13 protein-coding genes and 1 tRNA gene are annotated in these 16870 nt (G+C 63.3%); all 14 read right to left on the reverse strand.

Translation table 11 applies throughout. The features are described from left to right. Positions 1–321 (reverse strand): GTP-binding protein (locus AC5P67_RS20460; protein WP_254005100.1); only part of this gene is annotated, 321 nt, incomplete at its 3' end. A gap of 52 nt (positions 322–373) precedes the next feature. Further along, entirely contained in the window at positions 374–2515 is a 2142-nt protein-coding gene (gene fusA, locus AC5P67_RS20465) for an elongation factor G (protein ID WP_005408207.1), read from the reverse strand. 141 nt (positions 2516–2656) lie between these two features. Beyond that, positions 2657–3130, reverse strand: a complete 474-nt coding sequence (gene rpsG / locus AC5P67_RS20470) for a 30S ribosomal protein S7 (RefSeq protein ID WP_004145321.1) — start codon at positions 3128–3130, stop codon at positions 2657–2659. A gap of 12 nt (positions 3131–3142) precedes the next feature. Next, a complete protein-coding gene (gene rpsL / locus AC5P67_RS20475) occupies positions 3143–3517 on the reverse strand; it encodes a 30S ribosomal protein S12 (RefSeq protein WP_004145320.1) in 375 nt (124 codons plus the stop codon). Positions 3518–3858: 341 nt separating this feature from the next. Continuing rightward, positions 3859–8079, reverse strand: coding sequence for a DNA-directed RNA polymerase subunit beta' (gene rpoC / locus AC5P67_RS20480; RefSeq protein WP_005412340.1), 4221 nt, complete (start codon positions 8077–8079; stop codon positions 3859–3861). Between the two features lie 89 nt (positions 8080–8168). Next, positions 8169–12323, reverse strand: coding sequence for a DNA-directed RNA polymerase subunit beta (gene rpoB / locus AC5P67_RS20485; protein WP_005408205.1), 4155 nt, complete (start codon positions 12321–12323; stop codon positions 8169–8171). Positions 12324–12687: 364 nt separating this feature from the next. Beyond that, positions 12688–13056 carry a 50S ribosomal protein L7/L12 gene (rplL, locus tag AC5P67_RS20490; RefSeq protein ID WP_005408204.1) on the reverse strand — a complete coding sequence of 123 codons (369 nt, stop codon included), beginning with the start codon at positions 13054–13056 and terminating at the stop codon, positions 12688–12690. Between the two features lie 63 nt (positions 13057–13119). After that, positions 13120–13656 carry a 50S ribosomal protein L10 gene (rplJ, locus tag AC5P67_RS20495; protein WP_005408203.1) on the reverse strand — a complete coding sequence of 179 codons (537 nt, stop codon included), beginning with the start codon at positions 13654–13656 and terminating at the stop codon, positions 13120–13122. Positions 13657–14039: 383 nt separating this feature from the next. Beyond that, positions 14040–14738, reverse strand: coding sequence for a 50S ribosomal protein L1 (gene rplA, locus AC5P67_RS20500; RefSeq protein WP_004154350.1), 699 nt, complete (start codon positions 14736–14738; stop codon positions 14040–14042). Positions 14739–14742: 4 nt separating this feature from the next. Next, entirely contained in the window at positions 14743–15171 is a 429-nt protein-coding gene (gene rplK / locus AC5P67_RS20505; protein WP_004145248.1) for a 50S ribosomal protein L11, read from the reverse strand. Positions 15172–15458: 287 nt separating this feature from the next. Then, on the reverse strand, positions 15459–16019 hold the full coding sequence (nusG, locus tag AC5P67_RS20510) for a transcription termination/antitermination protein NusG (RefSeq protein ID WP_004154362.1): 561 nt from the start codon (positions 16017–16019) through the stop codon (positions 15459–15461). 10 nt (positions 16020–16029) lie between these two features. After that, positions 16030–16443: a preprotein translocase subunit SecE gene (gene secE, locus AC5P67_RS20515; protein WP_495215173.1), complete on the reverse strand. Its 414-nt coding sequence runs from the start codon at positions 16441–16443 to the stop codon at positions 16030–16032. Between the two features lie 49 nt (positions 16444–16492). Beyond that, positions 16493–16568: transfer RNA gene (locus AC5P67_RS20520), tRNA-Trp, on the reverse strand. A 103-nt stretch (positions 16569–16671) separates the two neighbouring features. Beyond that, the coding region (locus tag AC5P67_RS20525) for an EF-Tu C-terminal domain-related protein (RefSeq protein ID WP_495213722.1) at positions 16672–16870 on the reverse strand (199 nt) is incomplete at its 5' end.

The following is a 16870-nucleotide window of genomic DNA, read 5'->3' on the forward strand; positions in this document are numbered from 1 at the left end:
CGAGCACACCAGGATCGCGCCGTCCATCTGGGCGGCACCGGTGATCATGTTCTTGACGTAGTCAGCATGGCCCGGGCAATCGACGTGGGCGTAGTGACGGACCGGGGATTCGTATTCGACGTGCGCGGTCGAGATCGTGATGCCACGAGCCTTTTCTTCCGGAGCGGCGTCGATCGAGGAGTAATCCTTGAACTCGCCACCGAAGCGCTCGGCACCGATCTTGGTCAGTGCGGCGGTCAGCGTGGTCTTGCCGTGATCGACGTGACCGATGGTGCCGACGTTGACGTGCGGCTTGGTGCGCTCGAACTTACCCTTTGCCATTGTTCTATACCTTGATTGTTCGTAAGTGGTTTCAAGAGAGGCTGAGCGAGGCTCAGCCCTTCTTCATGACGGCTTCGGCGATGTTGGTCGGAGCCGGCTCGTAGTGATCGAATTCCATGGTGAAGGTGGCGCGGCCCTGGGTCTGCGAACGCAGCGCAGTGGCGTAGCCGAACATTTCACCCAGCGGGATCATCGCGTTGATGATGCTGGCCGAACCGTCACCGGTGGTGTCGGAACCCTGCAGCACGCCGCGACGACGGCTGACGTCGCCCATCACGTCACCCTGGTAATCCTCCGGGGTCACGATCTCGACCTTCATGATCGGCTCCAGCAGCACCGGCTTGGCCTTGGCGAAGCCCTGCTTGAAGGCCATCGACGAAGCCAGCTTGAACGCCATTTCCGAGGAGTCGACGTCGTGGTACGAACCGAACACCAGCTTCACCTTGACGTCCACGACCGGGAAGCCAGCCAGCGGACCGCTGGTGATGGTTTCGCGCAGGCCCTTTTCAACCGACGGAATGAATTCCTTCGGGATCACGCCGCCGGTGATGTCGTTGATGAACAGGAAGTCGTCCTTGATGGCCGGAGCCAGCTTCGGATCGGCACGGTCGGCAGCGGTGATCGGCGACAGTTCGATCACGACGTGACCGTACTGACCCTTACCACCGGACTGCTTGGCGTGCTTGTAGTCCGACTTGACGTCGGCCAGGGTGATGGTTTCGCGGTAGGCCACCTGCGGCGCGCCGACGTTGGCTTCAACGTTGAACTCGCGCTTCAGGCGGTCGACGATGATGTCCAGGTGCAGCTCGCCCATGCCCGAGATGATGGTCTGGCCGGATTCTTCGTCGGTCTTGACGCGGAACGACGGATCTTCCTGCGCCAGACGGCCCAGGGCCAGACCCATCTTTTCCTGGTCCGACTTGGTCTTCGGCTCGACGGCCATCGAGATCACCGGCTCCGGGAACGTCATGCGCTCCAGGATGATCGGGGCGTCCACGGCGCACAGGGTGTCACCGGTGGTGGTGTCCTTCAGGCCCACGGCAGCGGCGATGTCACCGGCCAGAACTTCCTTGATTTCCTCGCGGTTGTTCGAGTGCATCTGCAGGATTCGGCCGATGCGCTCCTTCTTGCCCTTCACCGAGTTCAGCACGGTGTCGCCACCGTTCAGGGTGCCCGAGTAGACACGGAAGAAGGTCAGCGCGCCGACGAACGGGTCGGTGATGATCTTGAAGGCCAGCGACGAGAACGGGGCCTTGTCGTCGGACTTGCGGGTCATTTCGACGGTGTCGTCGTCAACGTCCACGCCCTTCACGTCCGGCACGTCGACCGGCGACGGCAGCAGCTGGATCACGCCGTCCAGCATGGCCTGCACGCCCTTGTTCTTGAAGGCCGAGCCGCAGTACATCGGCACGATCTCGGTCGCCAGGGTACGGGTACGCAGGGCGTTGATGATTTCGGCCTCGGCCAGCTCTTCGCCGCCCAGGTACTTTTCCATCAGCTCTTCGCTGGCTTCGGCAGCGGTCTCGACCATGAACTGGCGAGCCTCTTCAGCCGGGCCCTGCAGTTCGGCCGGGATTTCACCGTATTCGAACTTCATGCCCTGCGAAGCCTCATCCCAATGGATGGCCTTCATCTTCAGCAGATCGACAACGCCCTTGAAGTTGTCTTCAGCGCCGATCGGCAGCTGCATCGGCACGGCAACCGCGCCCAGCTTGGCCTTCAGCTGGCCGACGACCTTCTGGAAGTTGGCACCGGTGCGGTCCATCTTGTTGACGAACGCGATGCGCGGCACGTGGTACTTGTTGGCCTGGCGCCACACGGTTTCCGACTGCGGCTGCACGCCACCGACGGCGCACAGGACGAAGACGGCACCGTCGAGCACGCGCAGCGAGCGCTCCACTTCGATGGTGAAGTCGACGTGCCCGGGGGTGTCGATGATGTTGAAGCGGTGCTCCGGCAGGGACTTGTCCATGCCCTTCCAGAACGCGGTGGTGGCAGCGGACTGGATCGTGATGCCACGCTCCTGCTCCTGCTCCATCCAGTCCATGGTGGCGGCGCCGTCATGCACTTCACCGATCTTGTGGCTCTTGCCGGTGTAGAACAGGATGCGCTCGGACGTGGTGGTCTTGCCGGCATCGATGTGAGCCATGATGCCGAAGTTACGGTAACGCTCGATGGGAGTGGAACGGGCCACGGGAGCCTCTCAGATTTCTTGGATTTCGGATGGCCGAACGCCGCCTTTCGGCGGCCTTCGGATTGGCGCAGTCCTTCTGGGACCGCGAGGCAGCACGCACCGAAGTGGTGCTGCCCTGCCTGTTTTACAAGGCCGTCAAACTCACCAGCGGTAGTGGGCGAATGCCTTGTTGGCTTCGGCCATGCGGTGGGTTTCTTCGCGCTTCTTGATGGCGCCGCCACGATTTTCCGAGGCGTCGATCAGTTCAGCAGCCAGCTTCTTCGGCATGGTGTTCTCACCACGCTTGCGCGCGGAGTCGATCAGCCAGCGCATGGCCAGGGCCATCTTGCGCGACGAACGCACTTCGACCGGCACCTGGTAGGTGGCACCGCCGACGCGGCGCGACTTGACTTCGACCGCCGGAGCAACGTTGTCCAGAGCCTTCTGCACCAGTTCAATGGCGTTGGCGCTGCTGTTCTTCTCGGTGATCACGTCCATGGCGCCGTACACGATCTTTTCGGCGACGGACTTCTTGCCGCTCTGCATGACCATGTTGATGAAGCGGGCGATGGTTTCGCTTCCGTGCTTCGGATCGGGCAGGACGGAACGCTGCGGAGTATTACCCTTACGCGACATAGTGCTCTCTCCTTATGCCTTCGGACGCTTGGCGCCGTACTTGGAACGGGCCTGGCGACGCTTGGCAACGCCGGCGGCGTCGAGCGAGCCACGAACGGTGTGGTAACGCACACCCGGCAGGTCCTTGACGCGACCGCCGCGGATCAGGACCACGGAGTGCTCCTGCAGGTTGTGGCCTTCACCACCGATGTAGGAAATCACTTCTTCCTGGTTGGTCAGGCGGACCTTGGCAACCTTGCGCAGAGCCGAGTTCGGCTTCTTCGGGGTGGTGGTGTAGACACGGGTGCAGACGCCACGGCGCTGCGGGCACTTGTCGAGCGCCGGCGAGGCACTCTTGTAGGTGGTCGCTTGCCGCGGCTTGCGGACCAGCTGGTTGATCGTCGCCATCAGTAGGTTCTTCTGATTGGTGGCCGGAAAATCCGGCCAGAGATGCGGAAATGTTAAAGCAGGCCAAAATTCTGGCCTGCTGAGACAGACGATTGTAGCAACCTGCCAGGAAAGCAGTCAAACGCCTCCTGTCAAGCCCGTTCCTGATCCCGGAACGTTACTGGGGGGCCTCCATGTACCCCGTTCAGGTTGGCGGGGTGAACCGCGAGCGGTCCACCCTGCCCTGTACCGGTAGAGTCGACTGTTAGTCGACTGTCGATAGCGGTCGACTCTGGATAGCAGTCGACTAACAGTCGACTCTACCCGCCCGGGTGGTCCGGCCCTGAGGCCGGACCCGTGTTTCAGTCTTCCGAGGCCTGTTCAGCTTCGGCTTCAACCACCGGTGCCTCGACCGCGGCCGGGGTGCCGGCAAGGGTCTGCATTTCCGACTCGGTGAGGCCGGAAGCGCCGCGACGGCGGTTGCTGTGGTACGCCAGGCCGGTACCGGCCGGAATCAGGCGACCCACGATGACGTTTTCCTTCAGGCCACGCAGGTTGTCCGAGGTGCCGCGGACGGCCGCTTCGGTCAGCACGCGGGTGGTTTCCTGGAACGACGCGGCCGAGATGAACGATTCGGTCGCCAGCGAGGCCTTGGTGATACCCAGCAGCACCGGATCGAAGTGCGCCGGCAGCTCATTGCGGGCTGCAAGGCGGGCATTCTCCTCGATAACGCGCTGGCGCTCCACCTGTTCGCCGTTCAGGAACTTGCTGCTGCCCTGGTCGGTGATCTCGACCTTGCGCAGCATCTGGCGGGTGATCACCTCGATGTGCTTGTCGTTGATCTTCACGCCCTGCAGGCGGTACACGTCCTGGATTTCCTTCACCAGGTAGGCAGCCAGCGGTTCGACACCCAGCAGGCGCAGGATGTCCTGCGGGCTCGGCTCGCCGTCCACGATGGTTTCACCCTTGGTGACATGCTCGCCTTCGAACACGATGACCTGGCGGTACTTCGGGATCAGCTCTTCGTGCTCCGAACCATCGGTGTCCTTGATGATCAGGCGCTGCTTGCCCTTGGTGTCCTTGCCGAAGCTGATGATGCCCGAACGCTCGGCCAGCACCGCCGGATCCTTCGGCTTGCGCGCTTCGAACAGATCGGCCACGCGCGGCAGACCACCGGTGATGTCGCGGGTCTTCGACGCTTCCTGCGGGATCTTGGCGACCACGTCACCCACGCCGACGGCAGCGCCGTCCTGCAGGTTGACGATCGAGCGCGGCGGCAGCAGGTACTGCGCCGGCAGGTCGGTGCCCGGAATCGACAGGTCGTTGCCCTTGGCGTCGACGATGCGCACGATCGGGCGCAGGTCCTTGGCCTGGGTACCACGACGCTTCGGATCGGTGATTTCGCGCGACGCCAGGCCGGTCAGCTCGTCGGTCTTCTCGATGACGGTGATGCCGTCGACGAAGTCGATGAAGCGGATGAAGCCGGCCACTTCCGACACGATCGGGTGGTTATGCGGATCCCAGTTGGCCACGGTCTGGCCAGCCTTGATCGCATCACCGTCCTTGGACGTGATGGTTGCACCGTACGGCAGCTTGTAACGTTCACGCTCACGGCCGTGGGCATCGAGCACCGAGATTTCGCCCGAGCGCGACACTGCCACCAGCGAGCCGTTGGCATGCTCGACCGACTTGAGGTTGCTGAACTTGACCGAGCCGGTGGTCTTGACGGTGATGTTGTCGACCGCAGCAGCTCGCGACGCCGCACCACCGATGTGGAACGTACGCATGGTCAGCTGGGTACCCGGCTCACCGATGGACTGGGCGGCGATGACGCCGACCGCTTCACCGATGTTGACCAGGTGGCCACGGGCCAGGTCGCGGCCGTAGCAGCGCGAGCAGACGCCGAAGGCCGATTCGCAGGAGATGGTCGAGCGGACCTTGATGGTCTGCACGCCGGCATCTTCCAGCTTGGCAACCCAGGCTTCGTCCAGCAGGGTGTTGCGGGTGACGATCGGATCTTCGTCGTTGCCCGGCAGGAACACGTCCTCGGCAACCACGCGGCCCAGCACGCGGTCCTTCAGCGGCTCGACCACGTCGCCGCCTTCCACGATCGGGGTCATGATCAGGCCTTCGGTGGTACCGCAATCCACCTCGGTGATCACCACGTCCTGTGCCACGTCGACCAGACGACGGGTCAGGTAACCCGAGTTCGCGGTCTTCAGCGCGGTATCGGCCAGACCCTTACGGGCACCGTGGGTGGAGTTGAAGTACTCCTGCACGTTCAGGCCTTCGCGGAAGTTCGCCTTGATGGGCGTCTCGATGATCGAGCCGTCCGGGCGGGCCATCAGGCCACGCATGCCGGCCAGCTGACGGATCTGCGCCTGCGAACCACGCGCACCGGAGTCGGCCATGATGTACAGCGAGTTCATCGACTTCTGGTCGATGGTCTCACCCTTGGCATTGACCACCTTCTCGGTACCGATGGTGTCCATCATCGCCTTGGCGATGCGCTCGTTGGTGCGCGACCAGATGTCGACCACCTTGTTGTAGCGCTCGCCGGCGGTGACCAGGCCCGACTGGTACTGCTCCTGGATTTCCAGCACTTCGGCTTCGGCCTCGGTGAGGATGCCCTTCTTCTCGTCCGGGATCAGCATGTCGTCGATGCCGATCGAGACACCGGCGCGGGTCGCGTACGCGAAGCCGGTGTACATCAGCTTGTCGGCGAACACGACCGTGTCCTTCAGGCCCAGCTGGCGGTAGCTGGAGTTGATCAGGCGGCTGATGTTCTTCTTGGTCAGCTCGGTGTTGGCCAGCGCGAACGGCAGGCCTTCCGGCAGGATTTCAGCCAGCAGGGCGCGACCGATCGTGGTGTCCACGATCGAGGTCTTGTTCTGCTTGTTGCCGTCTTCGTCGGTCACCACTTCGGTGATGCGGACCTTGACGCGCGCGTGCAGTTCCACCACGCGGTTGTCGTAGGCACGCTTCACTTCGGCGATGTTGGCGAAGGCCATGCCCTCGCCCTTCTTGTTTTCCAGCGAGCGGGTCATGTAGTACAGACCCAGCACGACGTCCTGCGACGGCACGATGATCGGCTCGCCGTTGGCCGGCGACAGGATGTTGTTGGTCGACATCATCAGCGCACGCGCTTCCAGCTGGGCTTCCAGCGAGAGCGGCACGTGGACGGCCATCTGGTCACCGTCGAAGTCGGCGTTGAACGCGGTGCAGACCAGCGGGTGCAGCTGGATGGCCTTGCCTTCGATCAGCACCGGCTCGAACGCCTGGATGCCCAGTCGGTGCAGGGTCGGCGCACGGTTCAGCATCACCGGATGCTCGCGGATGACCTCTTCCAGGATGTCCCAGACTTCGGCTTCTTCGCGCTCGACCAGCTTCTTGGCGGCCTTGATGGTGGTGGCCAGGCCACGACGCTGCAGCTTGGCGAAGACGAACGGCTTGAACAGCTCGAGCGCCATCTTCTTCGGCAGGCCGCACTGGTGCAGGCGCAGGTACGGGCCGACCACGATGACCGAACGGCCCGAGTAGTCGACGCGCTTGCCGAGCAGGTTCTGGCGGAAGCGACCCTGCTTGCCCTTGATCATGTCGGCCAGCGACTTCAGCGGGCGCTTGTTGGTGCCGGTGATGGCACGGCCACGACGGCCGTTGTCCAGCAGCGCATCGACCGACTCCTGCAGCATGCGCTTTTCATTGCGCACGATGATGTCCGGCGCGCTCAGTTCGAGCAGGCGGCGCAGGCGGTTGTTGCGGTTGATGACGCGGCGGTACAGGTCGTTCAGGTCGGAGGTCGCGAAGCGGCCGCCATCCAGCGGGACCAGCGGACGCAGGTCCGGCGGCAGCACCGGCAGCACGGTCATGACCATCCATTCCGGACGGTTGCCCGATTCCAGGAAGGCTTCGATCAGCTTGATGCGCTTGGTGAGGCGCTTGAGCTTGGTTTCCGAACCGGTAGCGGCGATTTCCTCGCGCAGGCGGGTCATTTCCGACTGCAGGTCGATCGTGCGCAGCAGTTCGTACACGGCCTCGGCGCCCATGGCGGCGTCGAAGTCGTCACCGTGCTCCTGGCGGGCCTGCAGGTACTGTTCCTCGGTCAGCAGCTGGCGGCGCTCCAGGGCGGTCAGGCCCGGCTCGGTCACCACGTAGGCTTCGAAGTACAGCACGCGCTCGATGTCGCGCAGGGTCATGTCCAGCATCAGGCCGATGCGCGACGGCAGCGACTTGAGGAACCAGATGTGCGCGACCGGCGAGGCCAGGTCGATGTGGCCCATGCGCTCGCGGCGCACCTTGGCCAGGGTCACTTCGGTACCGCACTTTTCGCAGACCACGCCGCGGTGCTTCATGCGCTTGTACTTGCCGCACAGGCACTCGTAGTCCTTCACCGGGCCGAAGATGGCGGCGCAGAACAGGCCGTCGCGTTCCGGCTTGAAGGTACGGTAGTTGATGGTTTCCGGCTTCTTCACTTCGCCGAAGGACCACGAACGGATCAGGTCCGGCGAAGCCAGCGCGATCTTGATCGCGTCGAAGTCCAGCGTCTGGCGCTGCTGGTTGAAGAGGTTGAGCAGGTCTTTCATGGTGTTCTCCAGAAGGAGGAATGCTGTGTCGATGGGCTTTCAGTTCACTGCCAGCGGCGCGGCGGCGTTGACCGCCGCGCCGGCATGGATCAGTTGTCTTCCAGTTCCATGTTGATGGCCAGCGAGCGGATTTCCTTCACGAGCACGTTGAAGGATTCCGGCATGCCCGCGACCATCTCGTGCTCACCGTCGACGATGTTCTTGTACATCTGGTTGCGGCCCTGCACGTCATCGGACTTCACCGTCAGCATTTCCTGCAGGGTGTAGGCCGCGCCGTAGGCTTCCAGCGCCCAGACTTCCATTTCACCGAAGCGCTGGCCGCCGAACTGCGCCTTGCCGCCCAGCGGCTGCTGGGTGACGAGCGAGTACGGACCGGTCGAACGGGCGTGCATCTTGTCGTCGACCAGGTGGTTCAGCTTCAGGTAGTGCATGTAACCGACGGTGGTGTGGCGATCGAACGCTTCACCGGTGCGGCCGTCGTACAGCTGGGTCTGGCCACTGCTCGGCAGGTCGGCCAGTTCCAGCATGCGCTTGATTTCCGCTTCGGTGGCGCCGTCGAACACCGGGGTGGCCATCGGCACGCCGTCGGTGAGGTTACGGGCCAGACGCAGCAGTTCCTCGTCGCTGAACTGCGACAGGTCGACACGGTTGGCCACGTTGGTGTCGTCGTGGTTGTAGATGTCGTCCAGGAACTTGCGCAGGTCGGCAACCGCCGCCTGGGCTTCCATCATCGCCTGGATCTTGCGGCCCAGGCCCTTGGCCGCCCAGCCCAGGTGCACTTCCAGGATCTGGCCGATGTTCATACGCGACGGCACGCCCAGCGGGTTCAGCACGATGTCCACGGTTTCGCCCGAGGCCATGTACGGCATGTCCTCGACCGGCACCACGTTGGAGACCACACCCTTGTTGCCGTGGCGGCCTGCCATCTTGTCGCCCGGCTGGATGCGGCGCTTCACGGCCAGGAACACCTTGACCATCTTCAGCACGCCCGGGGCGAGGTCGTCACCGGCGGTGATCTTGCCGCGCTTGTCGGCGAAGCGACGCTCGAATTCCTTCTCGTGCGCCTGGATCTGCTTCTGCGCGCGCTCGATGGCTTCCGAAGCGTCCTCGTCCTTCATGCGCAGGGCGAACCAGTCAGCCTTCTTCAGGCCGTCCAGGAAGGCGTCGGTGATCACGTCACCCTTCTTCAGGCCAGCGCCACCGTTGACCACCTTGCCCACGATCTGCGAACGCAGACGCATGTAGATGGCGGCTTCCAGGATGCGGAACTGGTCGTCGAAGTCCTTCTTGACGCGCTTGATTTCAGACTCTTCGATCTGGCGGGCGCGCTTGTCCTTCTCGATGCCGTCGCGGGTGAAGACCTGCACGTCGATGACGGTGCCGTCCATGCCCGGCGGAACGCGCAGCGAGCTGTCCTTAACGTCCGAAGCCTTCTCGCCGAAGATCGCGCGCAGCAGCTTCTCTTCCGGGGTCAGCTGGCTTTCGCCCTTCGGGGTGACCTTGCCGACCATGATGTCGCCGGCGCGAACTTCCGCACCGATGTACACCACGCCGCTCTCGTCCAGGCGGTTCAGCGCCTGCTCGGAGACGTTCGGGATGTCGGCGGAGATTTCCTCCGGCCCCAGCTTGGTGTCACGCGCGACGCAGGTCAGCTCTTCGATGTGGATCGTGGTGTAACGATCCTCTTCCACCACGCGCTCGGAGAGCAGGATGGAGTCTTCGAAGTTGTAGCCGTTCCACGGCATGAACGCGATCAGCATGTTCTGGCCCAGGGCCAGTTCGCCGATGTCGGTGGACGGACCGTCGGCCAGCACGTCGCCGCGGGCGATGACGTCACCCACCTGGACCAGCGGACGCTGGTTGATGCAGGTGTTCTGGTTCGAACGGGTGTACTTGACCAGGTTGTAGATGTCCACGCCTGCATCGGTGGCGCCAACGATCTCTTCCTCGTTGACCTTGACCACGATGCGGGCCGCGTCGATCTGCACGATCTCGCCACCACGGCGGGCGTTCACGGTCACACCGGAGTCACGCGCCACGGCGCGCTCGATGCCGGTACCGACCAGCGGCTTCTGCGCACGCAGGGTCGGCACCGCCTGACGCTGCATGTTGGCGCCCATCAGTGCGCGGTTCGCGTCATCGTGCTCCAGGAACGGAACCAGCGCGGCCGCGATCGACACGGTCTGCATCGGCGAGACGTCCATGAAGTGGACTTCCGCCGGCGGCTTCAGCAGCGATTCGCCCTGGAAGCGGCACGGAACGAACTGCTCGGTCAGGGTGCCCTTGGCGTCGGTCAGCGCGTTGGCCTGCGCAATGACGTACTCGTTTTCTTCGATCGCCGACAGGAACTCGACTTCGTCATAGACCTTGCCGTCCACGACCTTGCGGTACGGAGTCTCAAGGAAACCGTACTGGTTGGTGCGGGCGTACACGGCCAGCGAATTGATCAGGCCGATGTTCGGGCCTTCCGGGGTTTCGATGGTGCAGACGCGGCCGTAATGGGTCGGGTGCACGTCGCGCACTTCGAAGCCGGCGCGCTCACGGGTCAGGCCGCCCGGGCCCAGGGCCGAGACGCGACGCTTGTGGGTCACTTCCGACAGCGGGTTGTTCTGGTCCATGAACTGCGACAGCTGCGAGGAGCCGAAGAACTCCTTGATGGCAGCGGCAACCGGCTTGGCGTTGATCAGCTCCTGCGGGGTCAGGCCTTCGGACTCGGCCATCGACAGGCGCTCCTTGACCGCGCGCTCGACGCGGACCAGGCCGACGCGGAACACGTTTTCGGCCATTTCGCCGACCGAACGCACGCGACGGTTGCCCAGGTGGTCGATATCGTCGACCACGCCGCGACCGTTGCGGATCTCGGTCAGGACCTTGATCACGTCCAGGATGTCGGAGCTGTCGCCGTGGGCGGCGACCAGGCGCTTGGACTCTTCGTCGTTGCGCTCACCGAAGTACTTGCTGTCGTACAGCACGGCTTCGCCGGTGGTTTCCTTGCGGCCCACGCGACGGTTGAACTTCATGCGGCCGACCGCGGACAGGTCGTAGCGCTCGAAGGTAAAGAACAGGTTGTGGAACAGGTTCTGCGCAGCGTCCTTGGTCGGCGGCTCGCCCGGACGCATCATGCGGTAGATCTCGACCAGGGCTTCCAGCTGGGTCTTGGTCGGGTCGATGCGCAGGGTGTTGGACAGGTACGGGCCACGATCCAGATCGTTCACCCACAGGGTGCCCACGGCATCCACACCGGCCTTGCGGAAGGCCTGCAGCTGCTCGTCGGTGATCTCGTCATTGGCCTGGGCCAGCAGTTCGCCGGTCGAGGCGTCAACCACGTCGTGCGACAGGATGCGGCCGACGATGTAGTCGTCCGGTACGGCCAGGGCGGCGATGCCCGAGGCTTCCAGCTGCTTGATGTGGCGCGCGGTGATGCGCTTGCCGGCTTCCACGATGACCTTGTCGCCGTCGGCGAGGTCGAAGCCCAGGGTTTCGCCACGCAGGCGCTCCGGCACCAGCTCCAGCTGGACGCCTTCATCCGGATTGATGTGGAAGGTGTTGATCTCGAAGAACTCGGCCAGCATCTCTTCGTTGCTGTAGCCGAGCGCGCGCAGCAGGATCGACACCGGCAGCTTGCGGCGACGGTCGATACGGGTGAACAGCGCGTCCTTCGGGTCGAACTCGAAGTCCAGCCAGGAGCCGCGGTAAGGAATGATGCGGGCGCTGTACAGCAGCTTGCCCGAGCTGTGGGTCTTGCCACGGTCGTGGTCGAAGAACACGCCCGGCGAGCGGTGCAGCTGCGAGACGATGACGCGCTCGGTGCCGTTGACGATGAAGGTGCCGTTCTCGGTCATCAGCGGGATTTCGCCCAGATAGACCTCCTGCTCCTTCACGTACTTGATGGCCTTGGTCGACGACTCACGGTCGTAGATCACCAGGCGCACGGTCACGCGCAGCGGGGCGCCGTAGCTCATGCCACGCTGGCGGCACTCGCGCTCGTCGAAGACCGGTTCGCCCAGCTTGTAGCCGACGTATTCCAGGGCAGCGTTGCCGCTGTAGCTGGCGATCGGGAAGACCGACTTCAGCGCAGCGTGCAGGCCGTGGTCCGTGCGCTTGGCCGGATCGACGTTTTCCTGCAGGAATTCACGATAGGAATCCACCTGGATGGCGAGCAGGAACGGCACTTCGAGAATCGAGCGCTGCTTGCCGAAATCCTTGCGGATACGCTTTTTTTCGGTGAACGAATAGGACGTCATGAGGTCTTCCACCTTGTTGTGCGGATCGTGCGCCCACGATCCGAAGGGAACTTGAAATTGTCAGTTGGAAGTCGCTGGTATTGCCGGCACCAGCACGCCTTCTCCCGCTACTTCCAACTGCCAACTCGTCTGCTACCACGCCCCTGCTGCCGCGCGCTGCGCTGGCCGGCGGGGGTTTGACTGCAGCCCGTGTTGGGCTTTTTGCTGCATTTGAAACGGTAGAGTCGACTGTTAGTCGACTTCCTTCACAGCAGTCGACCAACAGTCGACTCTACCGACACCGCAACAACGACCAAAGGCCGGGGGCTCACGCCCCCAGCCTTGGCTGCATCGCCGTGAATCGGTGACGATGCAAGGTAACTGCTTACTTGACTTCGACAGTCGCGCCAGCAGCTTCCAGGTCCTTCTTCATCTTCTCGGCGTCTTCCTTCGAAGCGCCTTCCTTCAGGACGCCACCGGCTTCGGCCAGGTCCTTCGCTTCCTTCAGGCCCAGGCCGGTGATGGCGCGGACGGCCTTGATGACTTCGACCTTCTTGTCGCCGGCCGACTTCAGGGTGACGGTGAACTCGGTCTGCTCTTCAACAGCAGCGGCCGGGCCAGCGGCAGCAGCCACGGCAACCGGAGCAGCGGCGGAGACGCCGAACTTCTCTTCGATGGCCTTGACCAGCTCCATCACTTCCATCAGGGACTTCTCGGCGATGGCGTCGACGATCTGTTCGTTGGTAAGGGACATGATTAATACCTTTGGATGATTTTCTGGGTTGAGGTTCCGTCAGGAACCACGGTAAGTCGAAACTCAGGCGGTCTCGGCGGCCGGTTCGGCAGCGTCGGCGGCGACGTCGCCACCACCCTGCTTCTCGCCAACGGCCTTGATGGCGCGGGCAAACATCGTGACCGGCTCGGTCAGGACGCGGGCCAGCATGGCCAGGGCCTGGTCGCGGGTCGGCAGCGAGGCCAGCACGTCGACGTGGCTTGCCGGGAACACTTCGCCACCGATGGCGACGACCTTAGCCTTCAGCTTGTCGTTGCCCTTGGCGGCTTCCTTGATCAGGCGACCGGCAGCGCCGGGCTCCTCGAGCGAGAACGCGTACAGCAGCGGACCAACCATCTGGTCCTGGGCGACTGCGAACTCGGTGCCTTCAACGGCGCGCGAAGCCAGGGTGTTCTTGACAACCTTCAAGAAAACACCGGTTTCACGAGCCTGCTTGCGCATCGCGGTCATCTGGGCGACCGTGGTGCCAGCGTATTCGGCTGCGATCAAGGAGTGGGCCTTGGCGGCGACGTCTGCCAGCTCGGCGACTACTTCTTGCTTCTGGGACAGATTGAGAGCCATTGCACTCCTCCTATTGAACTCCGCTTACGGCTCCTGCCGTGTGCGGTCCTGTGCGGCATCCGTCCTGGACGCCGGGAACATCGGGATGATGTTCCGGGGGTGGGCCGTTCCAGACCTGGAGGCAATCAGGGAAATCCCAGACGTGCGTGAACCAGAAAAACTCCAGAAGGGCACCATCTACGCAGGGTGATTCCGGGGAATCGATTAAGCGCTCATGACTGCTCCGGCGGCGACTCCTTGCCAGATCGAGCTTCCGTGCCCGTCGCCGGTATTGCCACGACCGCGCCTGCGGTCTTTGACGGCTACCGCGGGCGATGCACTGCCAACGATGCCTTCAAATGTCACGATCACGGCACCGAAGGTACCGTGACCGCTTGAAACAATTACTTCAGGGTCAGCGACGACTGGTCGACGGTGACGCCCGGGCCCATCGTCGAGCTGACCGAAACCTTCTGCAGGTAGGTGCCCTTCGAGGTGGCCGGCTTGGCCTTGATCAGGTCCAGCAGCAGCGCGGTCAGGTTCGACTTCAGCGCGTCTTCGGCGAAGTCGGCCTTGCCGATGGTGCAGTGGATGATGCCGGCCTTGTCGGTGCGGTAACGGACCTGACCCGACTTGGCGTTCTTCACGGCTTCACCCGGGTTCGGGGAAACGGTGCCGACCTTCGGGTTCGGCATCAGGCCGCGCGGGCCCAGCACGGTACCCAGCTTACCGACGACGCGCATGGCGTCCGGGGTCGCGATGACGACGTCGTAGTTCAGATCGCCGGCCTGCATCTTCTCGGCCAGGTCATCCATACCGACGGCTTCGGCGCCAGCGGCCAGGGCTTCATCAGCCTTGGCACCGGCCGGAGCGAACACGGCGACGCGGACCGACTTGCCGGTACCGGCCGGCAGCACGGTGGAGCCACGGACCTGCTGGTCGGACTTCTTCGCATCGACGCCCAGGCGCACAGCGACGTCGATCGACTCGACGAACTTGGCCTTGGTGGCGCTCTTCAGGATGTTGATCGCGTCCTCGAAGGCGTATGCCTTGCCCGGAACGACGGCGGCCTTGATGGCCTTCTCACGCTTGGTCTGTGCCATCTTATTAACCCTCCACCACGAGGCCCATGGAACGGGCAGAGCCAGCGATGGTACGCACGGCGGCGTCCAGATCGGCGGCAGTCAGATCCGGTTCCTTCGCCTTGGCGATCTCTTCCAGCTGCTTACGGGTGACCTTGCCGACCTTCTCGGTGTTCGGGCGCTTGGAGCCCGACGAGATGCCAGCGGCCTTCTTCAGCAGGGTGGTGGCCGGGGTGCTCTTGGTGATGAAGGTGAACGTACGGTCCGAGTAGGCCGTGATGATCACCGGAACCGGCAGACCCGGCTCGAGCTTCTGCGTGGCAGCGTTGAACGCCTTGCAGAATTCCATGATGTTCAGACCGCGCTGACCCAGCGCAGGACCGACCGGCGGCGAGGGGTTGGCCTGACCGGCCTTCACCTGCAGCTTGATGTAACCGACAACTTTCTTTGCCATGTGAGTACTCTCCGGGTGCTAGCGCCTTTCGACAACAGGCTCCCCATCGGACCGGGAATCACGCGTCCCGGCATCGCGTTTTGAAATCATGCTGAAGGCCACCTTGCGGCGGCCTCGTCCTGCTGGCTTCCCAGCGGGGAGCCGCGCACTATATCAGGTTTTTTCTTCACATGCCTGAAGCGGCACATAAACGGACGAAACCGGGCAAGGCCCGGTTCCTGGTTCCGTAGAGTCGAGCTTTGCTCGACCGATCAGCAAAGTCGAGCAAGCTCAACTCTACAGCTGGATCAGACGGCCTTTTCGACCTGGCCGAACTCGAGTTCGACCGGAGTGGCACGACCGAAGATCAGCACCGAGACGCGCAGACGGCTCTTCTCGTAGTTGACCTCTTCGACGACGCCATTGAAATCGTTGAACGGGCCGTCGGTGACGCGGACCATCTGGCCCGGCTCGAACAGCACCTTCGGGCGCGGCTTCTCGACACCTTCCTGAACGCGGTTCAGGATGGCTTCGGCCTCGGAATCGGCAATCGGCAGCGGACGGTCGGCGGTGCCGCCGATGAAGCCCATCACGCGCGGGGTTTCCTTGACCAGGTGCCAGCTTTCGTTGTCGATGCGCGGGATACCGGCTTCTTCGTGGGTCTCGATCTGGACCAGCACGTAACCCGGGAAGAACTTGCGCTCGGAGCGGCGCTTCTGGCCAGCGCGCATCTCGACCACTTCTTCGGTCGGGACCAGGACATCGCCGAAGCGCTCTTCCATGCCGTCACGGACGATGCGATCGCGCAGAGCCTGCGCCACCGACTTCTCGAAGCCCGAATAGGCGTGAACGACGTACCAACGCTTCATGCAATTCTCCTTAGCGGCTCAGGAACAACTGAACCAGCCACTGAATGACGTAATCGAACCCACCCAGCAACAGACTGAGAATGGTCACCACCACCATCACGACCCAGGTCATGCGGATGGCTTCCTGGCGCGTCGGCCAGACCACCTTGCGCAGTTCGAAGCGCGACTCGGAGAGGAATTCGCGGGTGTCGCGCCCCTTGCTGGTCAGCATGAACACGCCGATACCGCCAACCAGACCGACCACGACCGCCAACGCACGCAGCTGACCCGCCCACGCACCCAGCTGGGTGGCGCGACCGGAGTCGGCGGAGAACCAGAACCAGACGAACAGACCGGCCAGCACCAGCAGCGATGCGGCGACGTACTTGACGATATCCCCGCCGTTGGCGGAGTTGTCCTTGGAATGTTCGATCTTGCTATTCATCCGGCTGTGTCTGCTTTAGCGGCCCAGGCCGCTGGATAAGGTGGGCAGATGGCACGCCAGGAGGGACTCGAACCCCCAACCTGCGGTTTTGGAGACCGCTGCTCTGCCAATTGAGCTACTGGCGTACGTGTTGAAACTTGCCTTCCCTTAGACGGCGAAGGCGGACCGAGGTTCCCGGCCCGCCATTCGCGTAACCGGCGGCGCTATGCAACCACCGGTACTGCAGGCTTACTCGATGATCTTCGAGACCACGCCGGCGCCGACGGTACGGCCGCCTTCGCGGATGGCGAAGCGCAGGCCTTCGTCCATTGCCACCGGGTTGATCAGGGTGACGACCATCTTGACGTTGTCACCCGGCATCACCATTTCGACGCCTTCCGGCAGAGCAGCTGCGCCGGTGATGTCGGTGGTGCGGAAGTAGAACTGC

The organism is Stenotrophomonas sp. YJH_SMC_21, from assembly GCF_059369555.1.

Coding starts and splice junctions, on each gene's coding strand:
- rplL (WP_005408204.1), bottom strand. CDS start 13,056: ATGTCCCTTACCAACGAACAGATCGTCGACGCCATCGCCGAGAAGTCC.
- secE (WP_495215173.1), bottom strand. CDS start 16,443: ATGAATAGCAAGATCGAACATTCCAAGGACAACTCCGCCAACGGCGGG.
- rplJ (WP_005408203.1), bottom strand. CDS start 13,656: ATGGCTCTCAATCTGTCCCAGAAGCAAGAAGTAGTCGCCGAGCTGGCA.
- nusG (WP_004154362.1), bottom strand. CDS start 16,019: ATGAAGCGTTGGTACGTCGTTCACGCCTATTCGGGCTTCGAGAAGTCG.
- rpsL (WP_004145320.1), bottom strand. CDS start 3,517: ATGGCGACGATCAACCAGCTGGTCCGCAAGCCGCGGCAAGCGACCACC.
- rpoC (WP_005412340.1), bottom strand. CDS start 8,079: ATGAAAGACCTGCTCAACCTCTTCAACCAGCAGCGCCAGACGCTGGAC.
- rplK (WP_004145248.1), bottom strand. CDS start 15,171: ATGGCAAAGAAAGTTGTCGGTTACATCAAGCTGCAGGTGAAGGCCGGT.
- rplA (WP_004154350.1), bottom strand. CDS start 14,738: ATGGCACAGACCAAGCGTGAGAAGGCCATCAAGGCCGCCGTCGTTCCG.
- rpoB (WP_005408205.1), bottom strand. CDS start 12,323: ATGACGTCCTATTCGTTCACCGAAAAAAAGCGTATCCGCAAGGATTTC.
- rpsG (WP_004145321.1), bottom strand. CDS start 3,130: ATGTCGCGTAAGGGTAATACTCCGCAGCGTTCCGTCCTGCCCGATCCG.